Source organism: Streptomyces sp. NPDC002680 (assembly GCF_042889145.1).
Taxonomy (GTDB): Bacteria; Actinomycetota; Actinomycetes; order Streptomycetales; family Streptomycetaceae; genus Streptomyces; species Streptomyces adonidis.
On sequence record NZ_JBIAQP010000002.1, the window covers coordinates 162,181 to 186,643 of the forward strand.

Below are 24,463 nucleotides of genomic sequence, written 5' to 3' on the forward strand. Positions count from 1 at the left end.
CAGCCCCACCTGTGTCTGCGATTCCCCGTGGCCGTACCCGCAGCGCCGGACTGGTGGGCGCGATGTGCGCCCTGGTCGTGACGGGGACAGGACTCACGGGATGCAGCTCGGACCCGGACGAGGGCACCAACGGGGTCGGCAAGCTGCCCGCCGACACCATCCAGACCAAGACCCGTACGGCAGCCGAGTCCGCGGACGCCGTACGGCTCTCCGGGACCGTGGTGACCAACGGCACGACGTACACATTGGACATGCGTCTCAAGGACGACGGCGGTACCGGCTCGGTCACCTCGAAGGGGGCGACGTTCCAGCTGCTGCGGGTCGGGGAGCACCTGTTCCTGAAGGCCGACGCCGCGTTCTGGAGCCACGAGGACGGCGGCAAGGGCGAGGACAGCAAGTCGGACGCGGCGGCCGCCGAGAAGCTCGGGGGCCTGTTCGTGAAGGTGCCGACGGGTGACCCGTCGTACAAGAAGTTCAGCGGTTTCACCGACAAGGACGTCCTCCTGGACGGCCTCCTCACCCTTCACGGCAGCCTCGCCACGGACGGCCACCACAAGCAGTCGGGCACCCGCACGATTCGCATCACCGGCGACAAGGGCTCCGGCGGCACCCTGGACGTCTCCCTGGAGGGCTCCCCGTACCCCTTGCGCCTGGTCCGCGCAGGCGGCGCCGGAACCCTCCTCCTGAGCGACTGGGGCAAGGACTTCGCCCTGGAGGAACCGAAGAAGAACGAGACGGTGGACTACGGGCAGCAGCTGCCGTCGTCCTGAGCAGTCGGTTCTTTCGCTGCGGCCCGGTGGGGGCTGGTCGCGCAGTCCTGAGGGGGGTTTGGGGGGCTGCGCCCCCCAAAAGGGGCGCGGGGAACTGCGCGACAAGCCCCCACCGGCCGGCAGCAAACGAACTACCTACCCCGCCGCTTCCGGAACAGCAGCCGCGGCAACCCCGCAGGGATCGGCTCCCGAGTAGTCGCCGACGTAGGCACCGGCGGCGCAGCCAACGACCCCTCAGGCAGCGGGCGCAAGCCCCCCGCGCACGGCACCAACCGCACTACCCGGCATTCCCGCGCCCACCGTTCCACCATCGCCTCACCGTCCGGCGCGTTCAACCGCTTCCCCTTGAGCTCGGCGACAGCCGCCTCCCACTCAGGGGACTGAGGGTCCAGCTCCACAACGGTCGCCGCCCAGGTGACCAACCGCCCGCCCTTGTCCTTGCTGCGGACGGTGACCTCCGCCTCGGCCCCGTCGACCAGCCCCGGCAAGGGCTGCTCACCGGGCCCGTCGCCGACGAGGACGGCCGCGCCCTCGTGCCAGACGTGCCACAGCGCGCGGGAGGGCCCGGCGGGACCCTTGACCCAGACGAGGCCGGACTTCTTCGTGGCCTCCTCGACGAGGGCCCGGTCGAGCAGCGTGTCAGTCATGGGCAGAAGCGTAACGACGACGCCCGCCGCCACCAGCCCCCGTCACAGCCAGCCGTTGCGCTTCAGGGTGCGGTGGATGCCGACACACATGCCCACCATGGCCGTCATGACGACCGGGTAGCCGAACTTCCAGTGCAGCTCGGGCATGTAGTCGAAGTTCATGCCGTAGACCCCGCACACCATCGTCGGTACGGCGATGATCGCGGCCCAGGACGTGATCTTCCGCATGTCCTCGTTCTGCGCGACGGACGCCTGCGCGAGGTTGGCCTGGAGGATCGAGTTGAGCAGCTCGTCGAAGCCGATCACCTGCTCCTGGACCCGGGCGAGGTGGTCGGCGACATCGCGGAAGTACTTCTGGATGTCGGGGTCGATCAGCCGCATCGGGCGCTCGCTCAGCAGCTGCATGGGCCGCAGCAGCGGCGAGACGGCCCGCTTGAACTCCAGGACCTCACGCTTGAGCTGGTAGATCCGGCCGGCGTCCGTACCGCGCGGGGTGCCCTTGCGCCCCGGCGAGAACACCTCCGTCTCGACCTCGTCGATGTCGTCCTGCATGGCGTCCGCGACCGCGACATAGCCGTCGACGACATGGTCGGCGATGGCGTGCAGCACGGCGGAGGGGCCCTTGGCGAGCAGCTCGGGGTCGTCCTGGAGGCGGTGGCGCAGCGCGCGCAGGGAGCCCTGGCCGCCGTGCCGGACGGTGATGATGAAGTCCCGTCCGGTGAAGCACATCACCTCGCCGGTCTCCACGACCTCGCTGTTCGCGGTGAGTTCGGTGTGGTCGACGTAGTGGATGGTCTTGAAGACGGTGAAGAGCGTGTCGTCGTACCGCTCCAGCTTGGGCCGCTGGTGGGCCTGGATCGCGTCCTCGACGGCGAGCGGGTGGAGCCCGAACTCGCTGGCGATACCGGAGAATTCGGCCTCCGTCGGCTCGTGCAGCCCGATCCACACGAAGCCGCCGTCGCGGCGCACCTTGCGCATCGCCTCGTGCGGGGTCGGCGTCTTCGAGGTGCTCGGGCTGTCGACCCGGGCGCCGTCGCGGTAGACGGCGCAGTCGACGACGGCCGAGGGCGTCGAGGGGTCGCGGGTGGTGTCGTAGCTGCCGCTCTCCTTGCGCAGGGAGGGACGGGACGGGCGGACCGCGGCACGCAGGTTGTGGATCATCGACATTGGCAGGCTCCTTCGCGACACGCAACGAAAGACCGCCGTCAACGGTTGGAACTGCCCGGAATGGGGACGTCCTGACTGAGGATGTTTGGCACGTCCACAAAGCGGGGAGCACCGCACCGTCGCGGTGGTGAGCTTCGCTACTGATTCAGAACTGACTCGGATCACATGGATCAGGGACCACATGGATCAGGCAAACGAAACCAAGTGCTCTTCCGCGATGACGCGAATGCGAGAGGTGACAGCCCAGCGGTAACGGCCGGAGCAACTACATCAGCGGGCGGAAGAGCGGGTGCTACTGCACGGATGACTTCGATCCATTGCAGCCCCACCTCCTCCGGCCGGTCCCTCGTGAGGGACGATCATTCCCCTTCAAGGGGAGCCCCCTAAGGGGAACTTCGTCGGTGTCGGGACTTGATCGCGACGCTTCTACGTGCTGCCCGGACCCCGCCTAGGGTAACAGCCGACGGAACTGTCAAGGTGCGCGTTTGCCCGCAACTGACGAGTTCTATGCTCGCCGCATGGCTGATGTTCTTCCTCTGGTCGAGGCCCGGTTGCGTACGACGCTGGGCGAACCGGACGCGCGCGCCGCGGTCACCTTCCTCGGTACGGACCGTGTCGAGGTGCTGCGTTTCCAGGGCCAGGACCGGGACGGGGAGGACGGGGAGATCGTCCGCTACGCCACGCTCGGCATGTCCGCGCAGCCGATGGCGGACCCCACGGCGGTCCTCGCCGACCCGGTGAAGGGCCCGCGAGCCGAGCTGGTCATCTCCGTCCGGGCCGGCCTCGCCGACACCGACAAGGTGCTGCGCCCGCTCGCGGTTCTGGCCGCGTCCCCGCAGGTCGAGGGGGTGATCGTGGCCCCCGGCGCCTCGCTCGACGTCGGTGAGCCGCTGTGGCCGGGGGCGCCCTTCACCTCGGTCCTGGTCGCCGAGCCGGGCGGCCTGATCGAGGACCTGGAGCTGGACGACCCCCTGGACCCCGTCCGCTTCCTCCCCCTGCTCCCGATGACCCCGAACGAGGCCGCCTGGAAACGCGTCCACGGCGCCCAGGCCCTCCAGGAACGCTGGCTCACCAACGGAACGGACCTACGGGACCCGTCCCGCAAGTCCGTCCCTCTGGACTGACCCTCACGTTCGGCTCCGGAGTGACAGACATCACCAACGGCCCCTTGGAAACCACCAGTTGGGCAACGCCCTGCCTTTGGCTTTCAGGGGCGCGGGGAACTGCGCGACAAGCCCCCACCGACCCGCAGACGAACAACCACCCTCAGCTTGCAAAGACGCCAACACTGTCCTCGGAAGCGTGCCGAACCTCCAGCTCCTCCACCTCGTGCGTCAGCGACTTCCGCCGCACAACGACAACCACCGCACCGAGCACAGCCGTAACCGCCGCCACCACAAACGGCATGTGCACGTCCGTCCACCCCTCGATCTTCGGCGCGAAGAACGGGGCAGCCGCCGCCGCGAACCACCGCACGAAGTTGTACCCGGCGCTGGCGACCGGGCGGGGCGCGTCGGAGACCCCGAGCGCCAGCTCGGTGTACACCGTGTTGTTCACCCCGATGAACGCACCGGACAGCACCGTGCAGACCACGGCAGTGGTGTGGCTGCCGTAACCGAGGACCAGCACATCCACGGCGAGCAGCACCAGCGAGCCACCCAGCACCGTCAGCGATCCGAACCGCCGCTGCAACCGCGGAGCGACCAGCACCGACGAGACGGCCAGCAGCACACCCCAGGCGAAGAACACGGCCCCCGACCTGTAGGGCGTCATGTCGAGCACGAACGGGGTGAAGGCCAGCACGGTGAAGAACGTGTAGTTGTAGAAGAAGGACGAGATCGCGGCGGAGGCCAGGCCGCCGTGGCCGAGCGCCTTGAGCGGGTCGAGCAGCGAGGTCTTCGCGGCCGGCTTCGGCTGCTCCTTCAGGAACACCGTGATGCACAGGAAGCCGACGGCCATCAGGAACGCGGTGCCGAAGAAGGGGTAGCGCCAACTGGCGTTGCCGAGCAGCGCGCCCAGCAGGGGGCCGCACGCCATGCCGAGGCCCAGGGCGGACTCGTACAGCAGGATCGCCGCCGCGCTGCCACCGGCCGCCGCGCCGACGATGACGGCGAGGGCCGTCGAGACGAAGAGAGCGTTGCCGAGGCCCCAGCCCGCCCGGAAACCGACCAGTTCGGCGACCGAGCCCGAGGTGCCGGCCAGACCCGCGAAGACCACGACGAACGCGAGGCCGAGCAGCAGGGTCTTCTTGCCGCCGATCCGGCTGGAGACGAAGCCGGTGACCAGCATCGCCACGGCGGTGATCAGGAAGTACGACGTGAAGAGCAGGGAGACCTGGCCGGCCGTGGCGTCCAGGCCCTTGGCGATGGACGGCAGGATCGGGTCGACGAGCCCGATGCCCATGAAGGCGACGACGGACGCGCCGGCGGTCGCCCAGACGGCCTTCGGCTGCCGGAGGAGGCTTTCCGTGCCTCCCGTGCTGCTGTTCATGTCTGCTCCCCGGGAGATGGTTGGTGTATGCACATAGTAAGTTAGAGTTGCTAATTAATGCAAGCTACATCTAGTTTCACCTGGTGGAAACGGTGGAAACGTGTCACTCCGGACGGGTGATCGTCCTTGACGGGAGGAAGGACGGGGAGGACCGTGGGGCTCTATGAGGGGCGAACCCAGTTGCCCGAAGTGTGGTGGCCGGGTCAGGGCTCCCGGACTCTTTGCCGACTCCTGGCAGTGTGATGTGCACGGGACGGTGCATCCGCTGCAGCCCGTGATCCCGCCCAGCGTCGAGGCCCTCAGTGTCGTCGTGCATCGCACGCAGGTTCCGGTGTGGATGCCGTGGCCGCTGCCGGTCGGCTGGCTCTTCACGGGCGTGGGCTGTGCGGGCGACGACCGCAGTGGGGGCCGTGCGACGGCGGTGGCCTGTTCGGGTCCCGGACCGGTCGGGGGGATGGGTGAGCTGATCCTGGTCGCGGAGGAACTCGGCGTCGGGCTCGGTGCGCGGTACGCGGGGATCGACGGGCCCGATCCGGGGCCGTACATGAACGTCGAGAAACCGGCCGAGGCGAAGGTGTTGGCGGCGGGGCGGCCCACTCCGTTGTGGCATGTCACGGGTGGGCCCGATGATCGGGCGGTGTTCGCGGGGGAGGCGCTCGGGTTGTGGTTGTGGGCTGTGGTGTGGCCCGAGCAGTCCGGGTTGCTGATGTACGACGAGCTGGTGCTCACGGATTTGCGGGATGCGGGGGCTGAGGTGGAGCTGGTTCCCTGCGGGGCGTTGTCGCCTCGGTTGCTTCAGCCTTAGCGCTCTGCTGGGTTCGGGGTGCCTGGGTTCGTTGTTGGGTGCGGGCCCGGTGGGGGCTGGTCGCGCAGTTCCCCGCGCCCCTAAAGGACAAAAGACGGCCCGTTATGCTGAGGCGTCCCCCTTGGCGCCGTCACCTGCTGGAGTTCGCACCGTGCGCATCGATCTGCACTGCCACTCCACCGCGTCCGACGGTACGGACACGCCTGCCGAGTTGGTGCGTAACGCTGGTGCCGCCGGGCTGGATGTCGTCGCGCTGACCGATCACGACACGACTCGGGGGTACGCCGAGGCGATCGCCGCGCTGCCCGCCGGGCTGACGCTGGTCACCGGGGCCGAACTGTCCTGTCGGCTCGACGGGATCAGCATGCACATGTTGGCCTACCTGTTCGATCCCGAGGAGCCCGCGCTGTTCGCCGAGCGGGAGCTGGTGCGGGACGACCGGGTGCCGCGTGCCCAGGGCATGGTCGCCAAGCTCCAGGAGCTGGGGGTGCCCATCACCTGGGAGCAGGTCTCGCGGATCGCCGGTGACGGTTCCGTGGGCCGACCGCATGTCGCGACGGCGCTGGTCGAGCTGGGCGTCGTACCCACCGTGAACGACGCCTTCACCGGGGACTGGCTGGCCGACGGCGCCCGGGCCTACGTACCGAAGCACGAGACCGACCCCTTCGAGGCGCTGCGGCTGATCAAGGGGGCCGGCGGCGTGGCCGTGTTCGCGCACCCGGCCGCGAGCAAGCGGGGGCGGACCGTGCCGGAGTCCGCGATCGCGGAGCTGGCCGCCGCCGGGCTCGACGGCATCGAGGTCGACCACATGGACCACGAACCGGCGACCCGCGCGCGGCTGCGCGGCCTCGCGGCGGAGCTGGGGCTGCTGGCCACCGGCTCCTCCGACTACCACGGCAGCCGGAAGACCTGTGTGCTCGGGGAGTACACGACGGACCCCGAGGTGTACGGGGAGATCACACGGCGGGCCACCGGGGCGTTCCCGGTGCCGGGGACCGGCGGAGCCTGAGAACCCGACACCGCTCCTTTCACTCTCCCCGCACCTACGCAAGGCTCCCTCACCCATGTTCGACGTCGCTGTCTTCGGCTCGCTCTTTCTCACCCTCTTCGTGATCATGGATCCCCCTGGGATCACCCCGATCTTTCTCGCGCTCACCGCGGGGCGCCCGGCCCGCGTACAGAAGCGGATGGCGTTCCAGGCCGTCTGTGTGGCCGGCGGTGTGATCACCGTGTTCGGGCTGCTCGGGCACCAGATCCTGGACTATCTGCATGTCTCCGTGCCCGCCCTGATGATCGCGGGCGGGCTGCTGCTCCTGCTGATCGCCCTCGACCTGCTCACCGGCAAGACGGACGAGCCCAAGCAGACGAAGGACGTGAACGTCGCCCTCGTACCGCTCGGCATGCCCCTGCTCGCCGGGCCCGGCGCCATCGTGTCGGTCATCCTGGCCGTGCAGAAGGCGGACGGCGTGGCCATGCAGGTGTCGGTGTGGGCGGCGATCCTGGCCGTCCATGTCGTGCTGTGGGTGGTGATGCGGTACTCGCTGCTGATCATCCGCGTCATCAAGGACGGGGGCGTGGTCCTGGTGACCCGGCTCGCGGGGATGATGCTCTCCGCGATCGCCGTGCAGCAGATCATCAACGGGGTCACCCAGGTGGTCCAGCAGAGCTGAAGCGCGTTGATCTGCGCTGATATGCAGAACCCCCGTACGGCGTCGGTGCCGTACGGGGGTTCTGAAGTCTGCTCGTCGTCCGCGAGCGTCATCCGCGCGTGTCGCGCGTTATGAGGCCGAGGTCTCGGCCGGGCGGATCCAGAGGCGCTGCCCTATTGAGGCTGCTTGCTGCACGATCCGGTTGACGGAGGCGGCGTCCACGACCGTACTGTCGACGGGGGTGCCGTCGACGTCGTCAAGACGCATGATTTCGAAGCGCATGGGCTTCTCCCTTCGTCTGGTCATCCTCCTGAGGAGAACTACTTGGTTACGTAGTACTCAACTACGTGTGTGTTACGAACATTCCCTACGCTAAATAAATTTTTCGAACGTCTAAGTACCTCCTGGTAAGAGCTGACCGGGACCGGTTGTGTTCGAAGCGTGACCGCCGAGACAATGGAGGTATATGAACAACGACGACCACGACGATCACGCGGAGCTGAGCGCCCGCATCGACCGTACGAACGAGCTGCTCCATCGCATGCTCGCCGAGGTGGCGAAGACGCCCTCGACCCATGCGATCTTCGTCGACGCCGGATATCTGTACGCGGCGGCGGGCCGGCTCGTCGCCGGGACCGAGGACCGCCGCAGTTACGAACTGGACGCGGAAGGTCTCATCGAGGCGCTCATCGACAAGGCCCGCACGATCTTCGCGGACAGCCGACTGCTGCGCGTCTACTGGTACGACGGTGCCCGGCGCCGCATCCACACCATCGAGCAGCAGTCGATCGCCGAACTTCCCGATGTGAAGGTGCGCCTGGGCAACCTCAACGCCAACAACCAGCAGAAGGGCGTCGACTCACTCATCCGGACCGACCTGGAGTCACTCGCCCGGCACCGCGCGATCAGCGACGCCGCGCTCATCGGCGGCGACGAGGACCTGGTGTCGGCGGTCGAGGCGGCACAGGGGTACGGGGCACGGGTCCACCTCTGGGGCATCGAGGCGCCCGAGGGCCGCAACCAGGCCGAGCCGCTGCTCTGGGAGGTCGACAGCCAGCGCACGTTCGACCTCGACTTCTTCAAGCCGTACGTCGCCCGGCGCACGGCCGCGTCCTACGAGGCGTCGGTCGGGACGCGGCCCACGCGCGAGGACGTGAGGTTCGTGGGCGCGCAGATCGCGGCGAAGTGGCTGGCGGCGCGGGGGCGCGAGTCACTGGTCGAGCTGCTGCCCGGGCATCCGTATCTCCCCGGGTCCGTCGACCAGGACCTTCTGGTCGAGGCGGAGGGGCTGCTCCAGTACTCGCTGCGGGGACAGGCCGAGCTGCGGCGGGCACTGCGGGACGGGTTCTGGGAGCACCTTCAGACGCAGTACTGATTACTTGGGAACGGTGTCCCAGAAGTCGGCCAGGGCGCGGGCCGTCTCCAGCGGGCGGTCCGTGTTGGGGGAGTGCTCGGCGCCGTCGATGACGGTCCGGTGCGCTCGCAGTCGTACCGCCATGTCGTCGAGGAGCGGGATCGCCCAGGTGCCGTCCTCGGCGCCGGACAGGACATGGAAGGGCAGCGGTACGGCGGCGAGTTCCGCCACCCGGTCCGGCTCGGTGCACAATTGGCGCCCTGTGGCGACGAGTTGGGCCGGGCTGTTGCCCATCCAGCGGCGGCGCAGATCCTCGCGGTCGTCGAGCCCGGCGTCCACGGCGTCCACCGAGTCGAGGTCGCCACCGCCGGCCTGTGGGTCGTCCATGGCCTGGATGGCCTCCCAGACCTCGGCCATGCTCATCACGGCGAGCGCGTCCCGCAGGAGTTTCGCGCGCTGCTGCTGGGCCTCGGAGATCTCGGCGGGGCCCGAGGAGATGAGGGTCAGGGAGACGAACGGGGTGTGGTCCAGGAGGACGGCGGCTCGGGCGATCTGGCCGCCGAGCGAGTGGCCGACGAGGTGTACGGGGGTGCCTATGGCTGCGGCCTGTGCGAGCACGTCCTGGGCCAACTCGCTTTGCGCGTACGCCGATTCGTCGTCGCGGGGGCCGGGGGACTCGAACTGGCCTCGGCCGTCGACGGCGACGGTGCGGTATCCGCGTGCGGCGAGGGGTTCGTGCGTCGAGATGAAGTCCTCCTTGCTGCCGGTGAACCCGGGCAGCAGCAGAACAGTCCCCTTCGGCTCGGCGCCGGCGCCTGCGGAGGCGTCGATGACGGCGAACTCGCCGCGTGCGGTACGCAGTGCGTAGGCACGGGCGCCGGGGGGCGGAGCGAAGGTCAGAGGCCTGCTCATGGGACGAGGTTATCCGGCGGGGGTGAGGGGGAGGTGGGCGGCTTGGGGCCAATTGGTTCGCCCCCGCCGCCCCTACCCGTTCCCATCCTTCTGGGGGCTGCCGCCCCCAGACCCCCGCTCCGGCCCTGAACGGGCCTTGTCCTCAAACGCCGGACGGGCTGAAATACCTGGGCCCGGGCTGAAATGCCTGGGCCTGGGCTGAAAGATCAAGCCCCGACGGCCACCCTCCAGCCCCGGCCGGCACCATCCAGCCCGTCCGGCGTTTGAGGACGAGCGCGTTCAGCGCGATAGGGGGTCTGGGGGCGGCAGCCCCCAGGGATGGGACGGGTAGGGGCGGCGGGGGCGAGGAACTTCAGGGCCCTGGGGAACGCCGACGGCCCGGGCCGCCTGGGGAGGTGGGCCGGGCCGTCGTGTGGCTGAAGGTCAGGCTTCCACGGTGTCCGTGGTCGCCTTGCGGGTGGCACGCCGCCTCGGCTTCGCCTCGGCGGCCTCCGGTGCCGCTTCCACCACGACCGCCGCCTCGGCGGCCTTGCGGGTGCGACGGCGAGGCTTGACCTCGTCCGCGGCCTGGGCCGGGATGTCGGCGACGACGACCTCGACCGCCTTGCGGGCGGTACGGCGACGGGGCTTCACCTCGGCCGTCTCGGCGGTGTCGACAGCGACCTCCGCGGCCGACGCCGTCGCCTTACGGGTACGGCGCGGCTTCGGCTCCGTGGCCTCCACCTCCGCGACGACCGGGGCCTCGGCGGTCTTGCGGGTCGTGCGGCGGCGCGGCTTCGCCTCGACGCCCTCCGCCGTGTCCACGGCGGCCTCCGCGGCCGATGCCGCCGCCTTGCGCGTCGTACGGCGCTTCGGCGCCGCGGCCTCGTCCGAGATCGGCTGGGCCGGGATCTCGGCGGTCTCCACCACGACCGCCGGTTCGGCGGCCTTGCGTGCGGTACGACGGCGCGGCTTAGCCTCGACCGCCTCGGCGGTGTCGACGGCAACCTCCGCGGCCGGGGCGGTCGCCTTGCGGGCGGTCGTCCGGCGCGGCTTGGCCTCGACGGTGTCGACCACGTCCTCGGCGGCCACCGCCACTGCCTTACGCGTCCGGCGGGGCTTCTCCGGGGCGGCCTCGACCACGACCGGCTCAGCCGTCTTGCGGGCGGTCCGGCGGCGCGGCTTGGCCTCGACGCCCTCCGCGGTGTCCACGGCGGCTTCCGCAGCCGGTGCCGGGACGGTGACCTCGGCGGTGTCGATGACCGGCTCCGCCGTCTTGCGGGTACGGCGTCGGCGCGGCTGCTCCTCCGGGGCCTCGGCCGGGACGACCTGGGCCGGGGTGGTCGGCGCGGGCTCCGCAGCCTTGCGGGTGCGCCGACGGGGCTGCTCCGCCGGCGCTTCCGCCTCGGGGGCTTCGGCGACGACGGCCTCGGCCGGCGTGGGCTCCGCCGACCTGCGGGTGCGACGGCGGCGCGGTTGCTCCGACGCCTCGGGGACCGTGCCCTCCGCCGTCGCGACCGCGGCCTCGGCCCACGGCTCGACGAACGTGGCCGTCGAGGCGGCCACCGGCTCCGCTGCGGCACCGCGGGTACGGCGACGGCGGCGCGGCGTACGGCGCTCGGTGGGCTGCTCGGACGGGGCGAGCGCCTCGCTGACCGGGGTGTTCGATGTCACGGGGGTCGTCGGCGCGTCCGCGGTGGCACCGCCACGTGTACGGCGGCGACTGCGCGGCGTACGCGCCGGACGCTCGCGCTCCGCCGCCGGGGCGGAAGCGGCCGGGCCGGAGGAACGGCCGCCGCGACCGCGCGGGCCACCGCGTCCGCCCGTCTCGCCGAGGTCTTCGACCTCCTCGGCGCCCAGACCGGCGCGCGTCCGCTCCGAGCGCGGCAGGACACCCTTGGTGCCGGCCGGGATGCTCAGTTCCTCGAACAGGTGCGGGGACGTGGAGTACGTCTCCGGCGGGTTGTTGAAGTTCAGCTCCAGCGCCTTGTTGATCAGCTGCCAGCGCGGGATGTCGTCCCAGTCGACCAGCGTGATCGCGATGCCCTTGGCGCCCGCGCGGCCTGTACGGCCGATGCGGTGCAGGTACGTCTTCTCCTCTTCGGGAGACTGGTAGTTGATGACGTGCGTGACGCCCTCGACGTCGATACCGCGCGCGGCCACGTCCGTGCAGACGAGAACGTCGACCTTGCCGTTGCGGAAGGCGCGCAGCGCCTGCTCGCGGGCGCCCTGGCCGAGGTCGCCGTGGACGGCGCCGGAGGCGAAGCCGCGCTGGGCGAGCTGGTCGGCGAGATCGGCGGCCGTACGCTTCGTGCGGCAGAAGACCATGGCCAGTCCCCGGCCCTCGGCCTGCAGTATGCGCGCGACCAGCTCGGGCTTGTCCATGTTGTGCGCGCGGTAGACGTACTGCGCGGTGTTCGCGACGGTCTTGCCCTCGTCGTCCGGCGCGGCGGCGCGGATGTGCGTGGGCTGCGACATGTAGCGGCGCGCGAGACCGATGACCGCGCCCGGCATGGTCGCGGAGAACAGCATCGTCTGACGGCGGGCCGGCAGCATGTTCATGATCTTCTCGACGTCGGGCAGGAAGCCCAGGTCGAGCATCTCGTCGGCCTCGTCGAGGACGAGCGCGCGGACGTGCTTCAGGTTCAGCTTCTTCTGGCCCGCGAGGTCGAGCAGCCGCCCGGGGGTGCCGACGACGACGTCGACGCCCTTCTTGAGCGCCTCGACCTGCGGCTCGTACGCCCGGCCGCCGTAGATGGCGAGCACGCGCACGTTACGGACCTTGCCGGCCGTGAGCAGGTCGTTGGTCACCTGCTGGCACAGCTCGCGCGTCGGGACGACGACGAGTGCCTGCGGGGCCTCGGTGAGCTGCTCGGGCTGGGCGCGGCCAGCCTCGACGTCGGCGGGGACGGTCACACGCTCGAGGAGCGGGAGTCCGAAGCCGAGCGTCTTGCCGGTGCCGGTCTTGGCCTGGCCGATGACGTCCGTGCCGGTCAGGGCGACGGGGAGGGTCATCTCCTGGATGGGAAAGGGAGTGATGATGCCGACGGCTTCAAGCGCCTCGGCGGTCTCGGGAAGGATTCCGAGATCCCGGAAAGTCGTAGTCAGGGCAATGCCTCTTCTGTGTACGCGGTGCGAGGCGAGCGCGGGGGTCGTGTCGGGACCGTGCCGGTAACTTCGGCCGCCTCACGGGCGGGCCGAGTGGCACGGGACCACTGCCGACGCTCGAGCGCTCGTACCGCTGAGGGTCCCTCCGAATTCCGTACGCATCGTGCCGTACGGACGAGGAGAGCTGTCGGGTCGGAGCCGATCGGGCCACCGACCGGGCATCCTCATTCGTGTGGCCCGTCGAGATACGTCTTTCAACTCAACGAGCGCATTACCACCATACCCCGGAATCGCGCACATGCGATGGCCGATTCGGTCACGTAGTGGTCGTCACACTGATTGAGCAGGGACTTCCGCCTTGCGGCAGGCGGGCTATTGTGCGCTTCATGACGACGCCTGACAACGCCTCCGGTACCTCCGCGACCCCCGACGAAAGCACGGTAGAAACCGCGGCCGAAGCCGCTCCCGCACTCACCGGAATCGCCGCCCAGGACTGGGCGCAGGCCGCCACCGACCCGCAGTACCGCGCCGCGGTCGTCGACCTGCTCGGCGCGCTGGCTTACGGCGAGCTGGCGGCGTTCGAGCGGCTCGCCGAGGACGCCAAGCTGGCGCCGACGCTCGTCGACAAGTCGGAACTGGCCAAGATGGCGTCGGCGGAGTTCCACCACTTCGAGCAGATCAGGGACCGGCTCACGGAGATCGGCGCCGACGCGACCCAGGCGATGGAGCCGTTCGTCGCCGCGCTCGACGGCTTCCACAAGCAGACGGCGCCCTCGGACTGGCTGGAGGGGCTCGTCAAGGCGTACGTCGGTGACTCGATCGCCAGCGACTTCTACCGCGAGGTCGCGGCCCGCCTCGACGAGGACACCCGCCGGCTGGTGCTCGCGGTCCTCGACGACACCGGGCACGCGAGCTTCGCCGTCGAGAAGGTGCGTGCCGCGATCGACGCGGACCCGCGCGTGGGTGGGCGGCTCGCGCTGTGGGCGCGGCGGCTGATGGGGGAGGCGCTGTCGCAGTCGCAGCGGGTGGTCGCCGACCGGGACGCGTTGTCGACGATGCTCGTCGGTGGCGTCGCGGACGGGTTCGACCTTGCTGAGGTCGGGCGGATGTTCTCGCGGATCACTGAGGCGCACACCAAGCGGATGGCCGCGTTGGGGTTGGCCGCGTAGCCGCTCTGCTGGGGTTCGCCGTCATCTGCGGCGCCGCTGTGGCTGGTCGCGCAGTTCCCCGCGCCCCTGTCGGCTCGGCTACGCCGTCGCCGATGATCGGCGGAGTCTTCCCTTAGGGCGCAGGAGCAGGGAGACCGAGGCTGCCGAGAGGGCCGTCGCGCCCAGCAGGATCAGTACGAAGTGGGCGGCGCCCAGCGCGCTGTGCGTGACGAACGCGCCGAACAGGGCTCCGGCCACACCGGTCGACAGGACCAGGGGGCGGGCCGGGAGACGGTCGGGCAGGCGGTGGGCCGCAGCCCATGCCAGGGCGAGGCCGAGGATCGCGGAGCCGAGTGCTTCCAACAACATGTCGGGGTCCCTCCCACAGCCTGCCTGCGCATCGCGTTCACAGCCCGTCATACCCGTGACCTGCTCAGAGCAACCCACTTGTAAGGGTGACGTGTGGTCAACCTGTGAATGCGGACAGGGGAGCGGACATGAGAGGGGCCCGGCGGTTCGAAAACCGCCGGGCCCCTCTCATGTGCATGCCCTACAGCGCGCTGAAGCCCACCTTGCGGGCCGTCGGCTCGCCCAGCTCGACGTACGCGAGACGGTCGGCCGGTACCAGGACCTTGCGGCCGTGGTCGTCCACGAGGCTCAGCAGCGCCGACTTGCCGGACAGCGCCTCGGCTACGGCCTGCTCGACCTCCTCGGCGCTCTGACCGCTCTCCAGAACGATCTCGCGGGGCGCGTGCTGCACGCCGATCTTGACCTCCACGGCTATGTCCCTCCGACGGTCAGTGAAGTGCGCGGGCATCCGCGCCGTACCCAGCACACATTAGCCCGGTGAGGGGACGTACATGTTCCGCCCGGGAACGCCAGGAGCGAACAGCAGGTGGGAACAAACGGGCGGTCAGTGGTGCTCGGTGCCGTGCAGCGGGAAACCGGCGATGCCGCGCCAGGCCAGTGAGGCCAGCAGCTGGACCGCCTGATCGCGCGGCACGCTGCGGTCGCTGTGCAGCCAGGACCGCGCCACCACCTGGGAGAGGCCGCCCAGACCGGAGGCGAGCAGCATCGACTCCGGACGCGAGAGGCCGGTGTCCTCGGCGATGACCTCGCAGATCGCCTCCGCGCACTCGTTCGTCACCTTGTCGACGCGCTCGCGCACGGCGGGCTCGTTCGTCAGGTCCGACTCGAAGACCAGCCGGAAGGCGCCGCCGTCGTCCTCCACGTAGGCGAAGTACGCGTCCATCGTCGCCCGTACGCGCTGCTTGTTGTCGGAGGTCGACGCCAGAGCCGTACGGACCGACTCGATCAGTGCCTCGCAGTGCTGGTCAAGGAGTGCGAGGTAGAGGTCGAGCTTGCCCGGGAAGTGCTGGTAGAGCACCGGCTTGCTGACGCCGGCCCGTTCGGCGATGTCGTCCATCGCGGCGGAGTGGTAGCCCTGCGCCACGAACACTTCCTGGGCGGCGCCCAGCAGCTGGTTCCGTCGGGCGCGACGCGGCAACCGCGTGCCCCGCGGGCGTGCCGCCTCAGTTTGCTCGATGGCTGTCACGCCGCCTCCCAATTTCGTCCACATGCGGTGTGCGCCGCGCGGCCATCGTACTTTTCGGTAACCCTGGTGTGCGCGGTGCGAGCGCAGAAATTCCTCGACCGAGGGACTGGATGTTCCGGTCTATTCGCTCAAATGGCGACAATTCCCCTGACGGTACGTGGCTATCGGTACTCGTCCTCGTCCAGTTTCACCACGCGTGCCTGTTCCGCGAGGTCGGCCACATTGGCGCGGTCGGTGTTCTCGCCGGTCAGCGGGGCGTCGTCCTGCTCGTCTTCGCTTTCCTCTTCCTCGAAACCCTCGATCTCCTCGAAGGCCTCGGGGTCGGTCGGATCGACGGCCATGCTGGGCCCCCTTCCCGTGGGGTACGGCTTCGCTGCGGGTGCCCTGCCTACGAGCCTAGGAGACACGGGGGCCGGACGCCATGCCATCGGGGTGCCGGGCGGTCGAGACGCGCGCCTGTGACGCCGAACACACGAACCACTGCGTGATCGTCTCGTAACATTGCCGCATGTCTTCGACCGAGCGGCCGTACGTGCCGGCCACCACTGTGCTGCCGAAGGTGGCGCCCGTCAGGGTCGCCGAGGGTGAGCGACTGCGCTCGGTGGGTCTGCCGGGGATCACCCTGACCGTGCGGTCGCGGCCACCCGCGCGCGCGGGACTGCCCCCCGCGCTGTACGTCCACGGCCTGGGCGGTTCCTCGCAGAACTGGTCGGCGCTCATGCAGCTGCACGAGGAGATCGTCGACAGCGAGGCGCTCGACCTGCCGGGCTTCGGCGACTCCCCGCCACCGGACGACGGCGACTACTCGATCACCGGGCACGCGCGTGCCGTCATCCGCTACCTCGACTCCTCCGGGCGCGGTCCCGTGCACCTCTTCGGGAACTCGATGGGCGGCGCGGTGTCGACGCGCGTCGCGGCGGTGCGCCCCGACCTCGTCCGGACGCTCACGCTCGTCTCGCCCGCGCTGCCGGAGGTCCGCGTGCAGCGCACCGCGGTGCCGACCGCGCTGCTCGCCCTGCCGGGCGTGGCCCGGCTGTTCACCCGGATGACCGCACAGTGGAGCGCCGAGCAGCGCGTCCGTGGCGTCACGGCGCTCTGTTACGGCGATCCTGAGCAGGTGACGCCCGAAGGATTCCGCCACGCGGTCGAAGAGATGGAACGACGGCTGCAACTGCCGTACTTCTGGGACGCGATGACGCGTTCCTCGCGCGGGATCGTGAACGCGTACACGCTCGGTGGCCAGCACGGTCTGTGGCGCCAGGCCGAGCGGGTGCTCGCGCCCACGCTTCTCGTCTACGGCGGCCGGGACCAGCTCGTCTCCTACCGCATGGCCCAGCGGGCGGCACGCACCTTCCGTGACTCCCGGCTGCTCTCGCTGCCCGATGCCGGACATGTGGCGATGATGGAGTACCCGGACACGGTGGCATCGGCGTTCCGTGAACTGCTCGGGGACACAGGTGAGTTGGCAGCGGATACCGGTACTGTGGCAGCGAGGACCGTCGGCAGCCGGGCCGACGCCGCGAACGCGGGGAGCTGAGACGCGAGGTGGGACGTCACAGCCGCCGCGGCCGTACCGGCGGCAGCGCCAGTAAGGGCGACACGGCGAACATCCCTGTGGTTCAGCAGGGACAGCAGCCTCGACAAGGACAGCGACCTCAGCAGGGCCCGCAATCTCAGCAGGGCCCGCAGTCCCAACAGTGGCAGCAGCCTCAACAGGGCCGGCCGCAGAGGCTTCCTGAAGGCACGCCCGCCCATGGCTTTCCGCGTCTGCCCGACGGCACCCCGGCACACGGGTCACTGCGGTTCCCGGACGGAACCCCTGCCCACGGCTTTCCCCACATCCGGGGAGGCGGGCATCCCGAGCAGCGGGAAACCGGCGGCGGCTGGGGCGAGTTGGGCACGCGGACCGGCACCGGGCCGGCCATACCGGGTCAGCGTTCCGCGCCCCCGAACGCGCGAGGACCGCGACAGGCGTACGTCGACGCCTTCGACGGAGTCGGTACGTCCGGTGCCGAGGACGTCGACCTCTTCGCGCCGCGCGGCCGGTCACGCCACTCCGCCGATCCCTACGCGGACGTCACCACCTGGGAGTCGGAGGCCGACGCGGGCGACGGGTACGTCCCGCCCGCCGAGCCGGTCAAGGGCAAGGGCGGCGGCAAGGGCCGGGCGTTCGCCGGGATCGCGGCCGCCGCCGTCACCACCGTGCTGGCGGTCGTCGTGGCCGGGCAGGTGACCAACGGCCAGGACGACGGCGGGGGCGTGCGCACCCAGACCGCGAAGGGCTCGGGTCAGGACGTCCGGGGCTCCGCGGCGGACAGCGACGCCGCTCCTTCCGCGTCCGACGCGCCGGCCGCGGTGACGACACTGACGTACGACCAGAAGATGGCCAAGACGTACGCGCTCGGGGCGAAGCTCAAGGGCTCGGGGAAGTTCGACGCGATCCGCGGGTTCGCCAAGGCGCCCGGGACCGGGCGGAAATACACGTACCGCGTGGACGTCGAGCAGGGGCTCGGGCTCGACGGGACACTGTTCGCGCAGGCCGTGCAGAAGACGCTCAACGACGACCGCAGCTGGGCCCACGGCGGCGGTCGTACGTTCGAGCGGATCTCCTCCGGCCAGCCCGACTTCGTGATCACGCTGGCGAGCCCCGGCACCACCGCCTTCTGGTGCGCCAAGTCCGGGCTCGACACCACCGAGGACAACGTGTCCTGCAATTCGACCGCCACCGAGCGCGTGATGATCAACGCCTATCGATGGGCGCAGGGGTCCGAGACCTACGGCGACCAGAAGATCTACGCGTACCGGCAGATGCTGATCAACCACGAGGTCGGCCACCGGCTGGGCTATGGGCATGTGACCTGCGACAAGGACGGCGAGCTGGCTCCGGTCATGCAGCAGCAGACCAAGTTCCTCGACCACAACGGGATCCACTGCCGGGCCAACCCCTGGCCGTATCCCGGAAGTTGACCCGTGGCTCAGAAGTCACGTTGACACGGGTGGAAAGTTCGTTCATATTTTTGCGCATGTGGTCTAGTCATGTTGTCGAACGCGCAGCCATCGAGCTGGCGCTGATCGGCGTGACCCCACTCTGTGTGGCAGACATTCTCTGTCGCTGACACCCGCCCCGGCGTGCGTGTCGCGACGTTCACCATCTCCTTCTTCGGTCGACCACGACCTGATGCGACCCGACGCCCGGGCAGACGTGTGTTCTCTTCCGTCTCATTCCTCGTCATTCCGTCTCATCATTCGAGAGGTCGTCTTCCGATGCGCCAACCGTCCGTCAGAAAGCGCCGCGTGGCAGCGGTGTCCGTCAGCCTGGTCCTGGCCGCCGGCGTCGCCGCGTGCGGGCCGAAAGACAACGATGCCAAGGGCGCGAGCGGCGACTCCAAGCCGCAGAAGGGCGGCACGCTCACCGTCCTCAACCGCAACCCGCAGGAAGACTTCGACCCCGCCCGGCTGTACACCTCCGGCGGCGGAAACGTCCCCTCGCTCGTCTTCCGTACGCTCACCACGCGCAACCGCGAGAGCGGGGCGGCGGGCGCGGAGGTCGTCCCCGACCTGGCCACGGACACCGGGCGCCCGAGCGAGAACGCGACCGTGTGGACGTACACCCTCAAGAAGGGCCTCAAGTACGAGGACGGTACGGCGATCACCAGCGCCGACATCAAGTACGGCATCGAGCGCTCCTTCGCCCCCGAACTCTCCGGCGGCGCGCCCTACTTGAGGGACTGGCTGATCGGCGCCGCCGACTACCAGGGCTCCTACAAGGACAAGGGGAAGGGCCTCGACGCGATCGAGACGCCGGACGACCTCACGATCGTCTTCCATCTCAACAAGCCCGAGGGCGAGTTCCCCTACCTGGCCACGCAGACGCAGTTCACGCCGGTCCCGAAGGCCAAGGACACCGGTACGAAGTACGAGGAGCACCCGATCTCGTCGGGGCCGTACAAGGTCGTCAGCAACGAGGGCGACGGCGAGCGGCTGATCCTGGAGCGCAACACCTACTGGTCGGCCGCCACGGACGCGGAACGCAAGGCCTACCCCGACAAGATCGACGTACGGTCCGGGCTCGACTCCTCGGTGATCAACCAGCGGCTGTCGGCGTCCCAAGGGGCGGACGCCGCGTCCGTCACCACGGACACCAACCTCGGCCCGGCCGAACTCGCCAAGGTCACCGGTGACAAGGAGTTGGCGGCGCGCGTCGGCACCGGGCACTTCGGCTACACCAACTACATAGCGTTCAACCCGAAGATCAAGCCGTTCGACAACATCAAGGTGCGCCAGGCGATCTCGTACGCCATCGACCGCACGAGCGTCATCAACGCGGCCGGCGGATCGTCGCTCGCCGAGGCCGCCACCACCTATCTGCCGAACCAGAAGTCCTTCGGGTACACGCCGTACGACCACTTCCCGGCGGGCACGTCCGGGAACGCGGCGAAGGCCAAGGAGCTGCTGAAGGAGGCCGGTTACCCGAACGGGCTGACCGTCACCCTCACCCATTCCAACGCCAAGGACTTCGAGACCAGCCCGGAGATCGCGACCGCCGTCCAGGACGCGCTCAAGAAGGCCGGCATCACGGTCAAGCTGCAGGGCCTGGAGGACAACGACTACTCCGACACGATCCACGACGTGAACAAGGAGCCCGGGTTCTTCCTCGCCCACTGGGGTGCCGACTGGCCCTCCGGCGGTCCCTTCCTCGCGCCGATCTTCGACGGCCGACAGATCGTCAAGGACGGTGCGAACTTCAACACCGGCTTCCTCAACGACAAGACCGTCAATGCCGAGATTGACGCGATCAACAAGTTGACCGATCTTGACGCTGCCGCCAAGAGGTGGGGTGCACTGGACAGCAAGATCGGCGAGCAGGCGTTGACCGTGCCGCTGTTCCACCCCGTCTACAAGCGGCTGTACGGCAAGGACGTCAAGAACATCGTGATCAGCGACTGGACGGGTGTCCTCGACATCTCCCAGGTCGCGGTGAAGTGACGACGCCGTGAGCGAGGTTCTTCTCGCCTCCCAGGCCGCCGGGACAGGTACGACACCCGTCCCGGCGGGCTCGGGGGCCCGTCAGTTCTGGCGGCGGCTGCGTGCGCAGCGCGCCGCCCTCGTCGCGGCGGCCGTCGTCGCGCTGCTCGTCCTGGTCGCGCTCGCCGCGCCGCTGTTCACCGCCATCGAGGGCCAGGACCCGACCACCTACCACCCCGACCTCATCGACTCCGCGCGCGGGGGCGTGCCGATCGGCTCCCTCGGGGGCATCAGCGGCGACCACTGGCTCGGCGTCGAACCGCAGACGGGCCGCGATCTGTTCGCCCGGCTCGTCTACGGGGCCCGGGTCTCGCTGGGGGTCGCGCTCGCGGCGACCCTCGTCCAGGTGTTGATCGGTGTCGTGGTCGGCATCGCGTCCGCGCTGGGCGGTCAATGGGTTGATCAACTGTTGAGCCGTCTCACCGATGTCATCATCGCCCTGCCGCTCATGATCATGTCGCTGGCCCTGCTGGCGATCGTGCCCAGCAGCTTCCCGCGGCCCGTGCTCGTCGCCCTGGTCATCGGGCTGATCGCCTGGGGCGGGGTCGCGAAGATCGTGCGCGCCCAGACGCTCACCCTCAAACAGCTCGACTATGTGGCCGCCGCCAGGCTCAGCGGCTGGGGTTCCTGGCGGATCGCCCGCCGCGAACTGCTGCCCGGCCTCGCCGCGCCCGTCATCACGTACGCCGCGCTGCTCTTCCCGTCGAACATCACGGTCGAGGCCGCGCTGTCCTTCCTCGGGGTCGGTGTGAAGCCGCCGACGCCGTCCTGGGGGCAGATGATCACCGCCGCCGACGTCTGGTACCAGGCGGCACCGCAGTATCTGCTGCTGCCCGCGGGCGCCCTCTTCGTGACCGTCCTGGCGCTGACGGTCCTCGGTGACGGTGTGCGCACCGCCCTCGACCCGCGCGCGGCCTCCCGGTTGCGCATCGGGACGGGGCGCAGGCGTGAGGCCAAGGTCACGACAGGGAGCACCGGGCAGGCGGAGAAGGCGGGGGCCGACGCGTGAACCTCTCCGGTTTCGGCGGCTTCGTAGCCCGCCGTGTCGTCGGCGCGATCGTCACCCTCCTCGCCATCTCGGTGATCATCTACGTCGTCTTCTACGTCGCCCCCGGCAACGTCGCCCAGATCACCTGCGGCCCGCGCTGTTCCCCCGCCCAGGTGCACCAGGTCGCCGAGCAACTCCGCCTCGACGACCCGCTGTACCTGCGCTACTGGCACTTTCTGGAGGGCATCTTCGCCGGTCAGGACTACTCGACCGGTACGTCCGTCCAGCACTGCTCGGCGCCGTGCCTGGGCCTGTCGTACCAGAGCGACCAGCAGGTCACCGAGCTGATCCTGGCGAAGCTGCCGGTCACCGGCTCGCTCGCGCTCGGCGCGATGGTGCTGTGGCTGCTCATCGGCGTCGGCACCGGCGTGCTCTCCGCCTGGAGGCGAGGCCGGCCCACCGAGCGCATCCTGACCGGCCTCACGCTCGCCGGTACGGCCACGCCCGTGTTCGTCATCGGACTGATCCTGATGATCGTCGTCTGTGGTCAGCTGGAGCTGCTGCCGTTCCCGCAGTACGTGCCCTTCGTCGACGACCCCGAGCAGTGGGCCTGGAACCTGCTGCTGCCCTGGCTGTCGCTCGCGCTCATCGAGTCCGCCAAGTACGCCCGGCTGACCAGGGCGTCGATGCTGGAGACGCTTGCCGAGGACCACGTACGCACCTTCCGCGCGTACGGCGTCGGGGAGCGGTCGATCATCGGGCGGCACGCGCTGCGCGGTGCGGTAGCTCCGCTGATCGCCCTGAACGCCACGGACTTCGGATCGATGTTCGGCGGCGCCGTGCTGACCGAGACGCTCTTCGGGCTGCCCGGCCTCGGACACGAACTCGTCCAGGCGGTCAATGTCGTCGACCTGCCGGTGGTCGTCGGCATGGTCCTGGTCACCGGATTCTTCGTGGTCATCGCCAACGCCGTCGCGGATGTGCTGTACGCGGTGGCCGATCGACGGGTGGTGCTCGTATGAGCCTGGACAAGGCCTCGGATGAGGCTCAGGCGGAAAGCCCGCAGGACGCGGCCCTTGTGGAGGTCGACGACCTGAGGGTCGCCTTCGGCTCCCTGCGGGCCGTGGACGGGCTGTCGTTCCGGCTCGCCAAGGGCGCCGCGCTGGGCCTGGTCGGCGAGTCCGGCTCGGGCAAGTCCACGGTCGCGTCCGCCCTGCTGGGGCTGCACCGTGGTACGGGAGCGGAGGTCGGCGGCACGATCCGGGTCGCCGGAACCGACGTACAGGGGGCGTCCGAGGCCGAGTTGCGGGGGCTGCGCGGGGCGAAGGCGGCGATGGTCTTCCAGGACCCGCTGTCGTCCCTGGACCCGTACTACGCGGTCGGCGACCAGATAGCCGAGGTGTACCGGGTGCACACCAAGGCGTCCCGGCGGGCAGCACGCGCGCGTGCCGTCGACGTACTGGACCGCGTCGGGATTCCGGACGCGGTACGGCGGTCCCGGTCCCGGCCGCACGAGTTCAGCGGCGGGATGCGTCAGCGGGCGCTGATCGCCATGGCCCTCGCCTGCGAGCCCGAGCTGCTCATCGCCGACGAGCCGACGACCGCGCTGGACGTCACCGTCCAGGCCCAGATCCTCGACCTGCTGCACACGCTGCGCGAGGAGACCGGCATGGGCCTGCTGCTCGTCACGCACGACGTGGGCGTCGCGGCGGAGAGCGTCGACGACGTGCTGGTGATGCGGCACGGGCGCGCCGTCGAGCACGGCCCGGTCGCCGCCGTACTGGGGGCGCCGGCCGAGGCGTACACCCGTGAACTGCTCGCCGCGGTACCGCGCGTGGACGCGAGACGGCTCCCGGGGGACGCCTCCGGCTCCGAGGAGGTCGTGCTGGAGGCCACCGGCCTGCGGCGCGAGTTCGGGCGTGGGAAGCGGGCGTTCGCGGCCGTGGACGACGTGTCGCTGACCGTCCGCCGGGGTGAGACCCTCGGGATCGTCGGCGAGAGCGGCAGCGGTAAGACGACGCTCGGGCGGATGTTGGTCGGGCTGCTGGAGCCGACGGCCGGTGAGGTGCGCTACGAGGGGCGTCTGCGGTCCGGGGTGGGTCCGGCCGTGCAGATGGTGTTCCAGGACCCCGTGTCCTCCCTCAACCCCCGCCGCAGCGTGGGCGAGTCGATCGCCGACCCGCTGCGGGCGCGGGGGGAACGGGACGAGGGGCGCGTTCGGGAGCGCGTGGGGGAGCTGTTGGAGCGTGTGGGGCTCGACCCGGCGCACTTCGACCGCTATCCGCACGAGTTCAGCGGCGGCCAGCGCCAACGCGTGGGCATCGCACGGGCACTGGCCGCCGAACCGCGCGTGATCGTCTGCGACGAGCCGGTCTCGGCCCTCGACGTCACGACGCAGGCCCAGGTGGTCGCCCTGCTCGGCGAGTTGCAGCGCGAACTCGGCCTCGCGCTGGTGTTCGTCGCCCATGACCTCGCCGTCGTACGCCAGGTCAGCGATCGCGTCGCGGTGATGCGCCGGGGACGGATCGTCGAGTCGGGCCCCGCCGACGAGGTGTACGACAATCCGCAGGACCCGTACACCCGGCAGCTCCTGGCCGCCGTACCCGCTCTGGACCCGGAGATCGCGGCCCGGCGCCGTGCCGTGCGACGGGAGTTGACCCCGGCCTGACCGCACACCCGTTCGTGACCATGCGTGCTGGAGTGATCTCCTAGCGCGACAGAACGCGATTCGTTCGGGAAAGTTACGACCGTTCACCCCTTTTGGTGGTGGGGGGGGCCCCCCCCCCCCCCCCCCCCCCCCCCCCCCCCCACCGGCCCGCCCCCCCCCCCCCCCCGGGGCCCCCCCGCCCCCCCCCCCCGGGCGCGG

Annotated in this window: 24 protein-coding genes; 14 read left to right on the forward strand and 10 right to left on the reverse strand. The window is 70.0% G+C overall.

Annotation, left to right across the window (positions count from 1 at the left end; all coding sequences use genetic code 11):
• Positions 1-62: 62 nt before the first annotated feature.
• The gene (locus ACFYXF_RS07330) at positions 63-770 is read left to right on the forward strand and encodes a hypothetical protein (protein ID WP_389348999.1); all 708 of its coding nucleotides are present in this window, start codon (positions 63-65) and stop codon (positions 768-770) included.
• Positions 771-901: 131 nt separating this feature from the next.
• On the opposite strand, the gene ACFYXF_RS07335 is transcribed toward ACFYXF_RS07330, so the two are convergent.
• Together ACFYXF_RS07335 and ACFYXF_RS07340 are read right to left on the reverse strand one after the other, a co-directional pair.
• On the reverse strand, positions 902-1,417 hold the full coding sequence (locus tag ACFYXF_RS07335) for a hypothetical protein (RefSeq protein ID WP_389348606.1): 516 nt from the start codon (positions 1,415-1,417) through the stop codon (positions 902-904).
• A 42-nt stretch (positions 1,418-1,459) separates the two neighbouring features.
• Positions 1,460-2,584, reverse strand: coding sequence for a magnesium and cobalt transport protein CorA (locus ACFYXF_RS07340; protein ID WP_389348607.1), 1,125 nt, complete (start codon positions 2,582-2,584; stop codon positions 1,460-1,462).
• 518 nt (positions 2,585-3,102) lie between these two features.
• On the opposite strand from ACFYXF_RS07340, the gene ACFYXF_RS07345 reads away from it, so the two are divergent.
• A complete protein-coding gene (locus ACFYXF_RS07345; RefSeq protein ID WP_389348608.1) occupies positions 3,103-3,708 on the forward strand; it encodes a suppressor of fused domain protein in 606 nt (201 codons plus the stop codon).
• Between the two features lie 142 nt (positions 3,709-3,850).
• Here ACFYXF_RS07345 and ACFYXF_RS07350 read toward each other — a convergent pair whose 3' ends face one another.
• Positions 3,851-5,074, reverse strand: a complete 1,224-nt coding sequence (locus ACFYXF_RS07350) for an MFS transporter (protein WP_389348609.1) — start codon at positions 5,072-5,074, stop codon at positions 3,851-3,853.
• 163 nt (positions 5,075-5,237) lie between these two features.
• On the opposite strand from ACFYXF_RS07350, the gene ACFYXF_RS07355 reads away from it, so the two are divergent.
• The 3 genes from ACFYXF_RS07355 to ACFYXF_RS07365 all read left to right on the forward strand — a co-directional run bounded on the left by ACFYXF_RS07355 (position 5,238) and on the right by ACFYXF_RS07365 (position 7,549).
• The gene (locus ACFYXF_RS07355) at positions 5,238-5,879 is read left to right on the forward strand and encodes a DUF6758 family protein (protein ID WP_389348610.1); all 642 of its coding nucleotides are present in this window, start codon (positions 5,238-5,240) and stop codon (positions 5,877-5,879) included.
• A 151-nt stretch (positions 5,880-6,030) separates the two neighbouring features.
• Complete coding sequence (locus ACFYXF_RS07360) at positions 6,031-6,888, forward strand: PHP domain-containing protein (protein ID WP_389348611.1); 858 nt, start codon at positions 6,031-6,033, stop codon at positions 6,886-6,888.
• Between the two features lie 55 nt (positions 6,889-6,943).
• On the forward strand, positions 6,944-7,549 hold the full coding sequence (locus tag ACFYXF_RS07365; protein WP_235475009.1) for a MarC family protein: 606 nt from the start codon (positions 6,944-6,946) through the stop codon (positions 7,547-7,549).
• A gap of 108 nt (positions 7,550-7,657) precedes the next feature.
• Here ACFYXF_RS07365 and ACFYXF_RS07370 read toward each other — a convergent pair whose 3' ends face one another.
• Positions 7,658-7,810, reverse strand: a complete 153-nt coding sequence (locus ACFYXF_RS07370) for a hypothetical protein (protein WP_095749063.1) — start codon at positions 7,808-7,810, stop codon at positions 7,658-7,660.
• Between the two features lie 184 nt (positions 7,811-7,994).
• Between ACFYXF_RS07370 and ACFYXF_RS07375 the strand changes: the two genes are divergently transcribed.
• The gene (locus tag ACFYXF_RS07375) at positions 7,995-8,903 is read left to right on the forward strand and encodes an NYN domain-containing protein (protein ID WP_389348612.1); all 909 of its coding nucleotides are present in this window, start codon (positions 7,995-7,997) and stop codon (positions 8,901-8,903) included.
• Here the strand turns inward: ACFYXF_RS07375 and ACFYXF_RS07380 are convergent, their stop codons facing one another.
• A complete protein-coding gene (locus ACFYXF_RS07380; protein WP_389348613.1) occupies positions 8,904-9,794 on the reverse strand; it encodes an alpha/beta fold hydrolase in 891 nt (296 codons plus the stop codon).
• A gap of 423 nt (positions 9,795-10,217) precedes the next feature.
• Positions 10,218-12,788: a DEAD/DEAH box helicase gene (locus tag ACFYXF_RS07385; protein WP_389348614.1), complete on the reverse strand. Its 2,571-nt coding sequence runs from the start codon at positions 12,786-12,788 to the stop codon at positions 10,218-10,220.
• Positions 12,789-13,267: 479 nt separating this feature from the next.
• On the opposite strand from ACFYXF_RS07385, the gene ACFYXF_RS07390 reads away from it, so the two are divergent.
• On the forward strand, positions 13,268-14,050 hold the full coding sequence (locus ACFYXF_RS07390) for a ferritin-like fold-containing protein (protein WP_389348615.1): 783 nt from the start codon (positions 13,268-13,270) through the stop codon (positions 14,048-14,050).
• A 78-nt stretch (positions 14,051-14,128) separates the two neighbouring features.
• Here ACFYXF_RS07390 and ACFYXF_RS07395 read toward each other — a convergent pair whose 3' ends face one another.
• From ACFYXF_RS07395 to ACFYXF_RS07410, 4 genes are all read right to left on the reverse strand, one after another.
• Positions 14,129-14,398, reverse strand: a complete 270-nt coding sequence (locus ACFYXF_RS07395) for a hypothetical protein (protein WP_389348616.1) — start codon at positions 14,396-14,398, stop codon at positions 14,129-14,131.
• A gap of 181 nt (positions 14,399-14,579) precedes the next feature.
• Positions 14,580-14,807, reverse strand: a complete 228-nt coding sequence (locus ACFYXF_RS07400) for a DUF3107 domain-containing protein (protein WP_235475002.1) — start codon at positions 14,805-14,807, stop codon at positions 14,580-14,582.
• A 135-nt stretch (positions 14,808-14,942) separates the two neighbouring features.
• Complete coding sequence (locus ACFYXF_RS07405) at positions 14,943-15,584, reverse strand: TetR/AcrR family transcriptional regulator (protein ID WP_235475001.1); 642 nt, start codon at positions 15,582-15,584, stop codon at positions 14,943-14,945.
• Positions 15,585-15,745: 161 nt separating this feature from the next.
• Positions 15,746-15,925, reverse strand: a complete 180-nt coding sequence (locus ACFYXF_RS07410) for a hypothetical protein (protein WP_389348617.1) — start codon at positions 15,923-15,925, stop codon at positions 15,746-15,748.
• Positions 15,926-16,092: 167 nt separating this feature from the next.
• Between ACFYXF_RS07410 and ACFYXF_RS07415 the strand changes: the two genes are divergently transcribed.
• The 7 genes from ACFYXF_RS07415 (at position 16,093) to ACFYXF_RS07445 (ending at position 24,265) form a co-directional block, all read left to right on the forward strand.
• Complete coding sequence (locus ACFYXF_RS07415; protein WP_389348618.1) at positions 16,093-17,121, forward strand: alpha/beta fold hydrolase; 1,029 nt, start codon at positions 16,093-16,095, stop codon at positions 17,119-17,121.
• A gap of 8 nt (positions 17,122-17,129) precedes the next feature.
• Complete coding sequence (locus ACFYXF_RS07420; RefSeq protein WP_389348619.1) at positions 17,130-18,551, forward strand: DUF3152 domain-containing protein; 1,422 nt, start codon at positions 17,130-17,132, stop codon at positions 18,549-18,551.
• A gap of 56 nt (positions 18,552-18,607) precedes the next feature.
• Positions 18,608-18,700, forward strand: coding sequence for an Ms4533A family Cys-rich leader peptide (locus ACFYXF_RS07425; RefSeq protein WP_327700321.1), 93 nt, complete (start codon positions 18,608-18,610; stop codon positions 18,698-18,700).
• A gap of 148 nt (positions 18,701-18,848) precedes the next feature.
• Entirely contained in the window at positions 18,849-20,570 is a 1,722-nt protein-coding gene (locus ACFYXF_RS07430; RefSeq protein WP_389348620.1) for an ABC transporter substrate-binding protein, read from the forward strand.
• Positions 20,571-20,577: 7 nt separating this feature from the next.
• Positions 20,578-21,618: an ABC transporter permease gene (locus tag ACFYXF_RS07435; RefSeq protein WP_389348621.1), complete on the forward strand. Its 1,041-nt coding sequence runs from the start codon at positions 20,578-20,580 to the stop codon at positions 21,616-21,618.
• The gene (locus ACFYXF_RS07440; protein ID WP_389348622.1) at positions 21,615-22,619 is read left to right on the forward strand and encodes an ABC transporter permease; all 1,005 of its coding nucleotides are present in this window, start codon (positions 21,615-21,617) and stop codon (positions 22,617-22,619) included. The genes ACFYXF_RS07435 and ACFYXF_RS07440 overlap by 4 nt, the downstream gene beginning before the upstream one ends.
• Positions 22,616-24,265, forward strand: coding sequence for a dipeptide ABC transporter ATP-binding protein (locus ACFYXF_RS07445; RefSeq protein WP_389348623.1), 1,650 nt, complete (start codon positions 22,616-22,618; stop codon positions 24,263-24,265). Before ACFYXF_RS07440 ends, ACFYXF_RS07445 begins: the two co-directional genes overlap by 4 nt.
• The last annotated feature ends 198 nt before the right edge of the window (positions 24,266-24,463 follow it).

Coding starts and splice junctions, on each gene's coding strand:
- ACFYXF_RS07345 (WP_389348608.1), top strand. CDS start 3,103: ATGGCTGATGTTCTTCCTCTGGTCGAGGCCCGGTTGCGTACGACGCTG.
- ACFYXF_RS07365 (WP_235475009.1), top strand. CDS start 6,944: ATGTTCGACGTCGCTGTCTTCGGCTCGCTCTTTCTCACCCTCTTCGTG.
- ACFYXF_RS07390 (WP_389348615.1), top strand. CDS start 13,268: ATGACGACGCCTGACAACGCCTCCGGTACCTCCGCGACCCCCGACGAA.
- ACFYXF_RS07350 (WP_389348609.1), bottom strand. CDS start 5,074: ATGAACAGCAGCACGGGAGGCACGGAAAGCCTCCTCCGGCAGCCGAAG.
- ACFYXF_RS07415 (WP_389348618.1), top strand. CDS start 16,093: ATGTCTTCGACCGAGCGGCCGTACGTGCCGGCCACCACTGTGCTGCCG.
- ACFYXF_RS07395 (WP_389348616.1), bottom strand. CDS start 14,398: ATGTTGTTGGAAGCACTCGGCTCCGCGATCCTCGGCCTCGCCCTGGCA.
- ACFYXF_RS07410 (WP_389348617.1), bottom strand. CDS start 15,925: ATGGCCGTCGATCCGACCGACCCCGAGGCCTTCGAGGAGATCGAGGGT.
- ACFYXF_RS07340 (WP_389348607.1), bottom strand. CDS start 2,584: ATGTCGATGATCCACAACCTGCGTGCCGCGGTCCGCCCGTCCCGTCCC.
- ACFYXF_RS07445 (WP_389348623.1), top strand. CDS start 22,616: ATGAGCCTGGACAAGGCCTCGGATGAGGCTCAGGCGGAAAGCCCGCAG.
- ACFYXF_RS07330 (WP_389348999.1), top strand. CDS start 63: ATGTGCGCCCTGGTCGTGACGGGGACAGGACTCACGGGATGCAGCTCG.
- ACFYXF_RS07370 (WP_095749063.1), bottom strand. CDS start 7,810: ATGCGCTTCGAAATCATGCGTCTTGACGACGTCGACGGCACCCCCGTC.
- ACFYXF_RS07335 (WP_389348606.1), bottom strand. CDS start 1,417: ATGACTGACACGCTGCTCGACCGGGCCCTCGTCGAGGAGGCCACGAAG.
- ACFYXF_RS07430 (WP_389348620.1), top strand. CDS start 18,849: ATGCGCCAACCGTCCGTCAGAAAGCGCCGCGTGGCAGCGGTGTCCGTC.
- ACFYXF_RS07355 (WP_389348610.1), top strand. CDS start 5,238: ATGAGGGGCGAACCCAGTTGCCCGAAGTGTGGTGGCCGGGTCAGGGCT.
- ACFYXF_RS07385 (WP_389348614.1), bottom strand. CDS start 12,788: ATGACCCTCCCCGTCGCCCTGACCGGCACGGACGTCATCGGCCAGGCC.
- ACFYXF_RS07380 (WP_389348613.1), bottom strand. CDS start 9,794: ATGAGCAGGCCTCTGACCTTCGCTCCGCCCCCCGGCGCCCGTGCCTAC.
- ACFYXF_RS07425 (WP_327700321.1), top strand. CDS start 18,608: ATGTGGTCTAGTCATGTTGTCGAACGCGCAGCCATCGAGCTGGCGCTG.
- ACFYXF_RS07375 (WP_389348612.1), top strand. CDS start 7,995: ATGAACAACGACGACCACGACGATCACGCGGAGCTGAGCGCCCGCATC.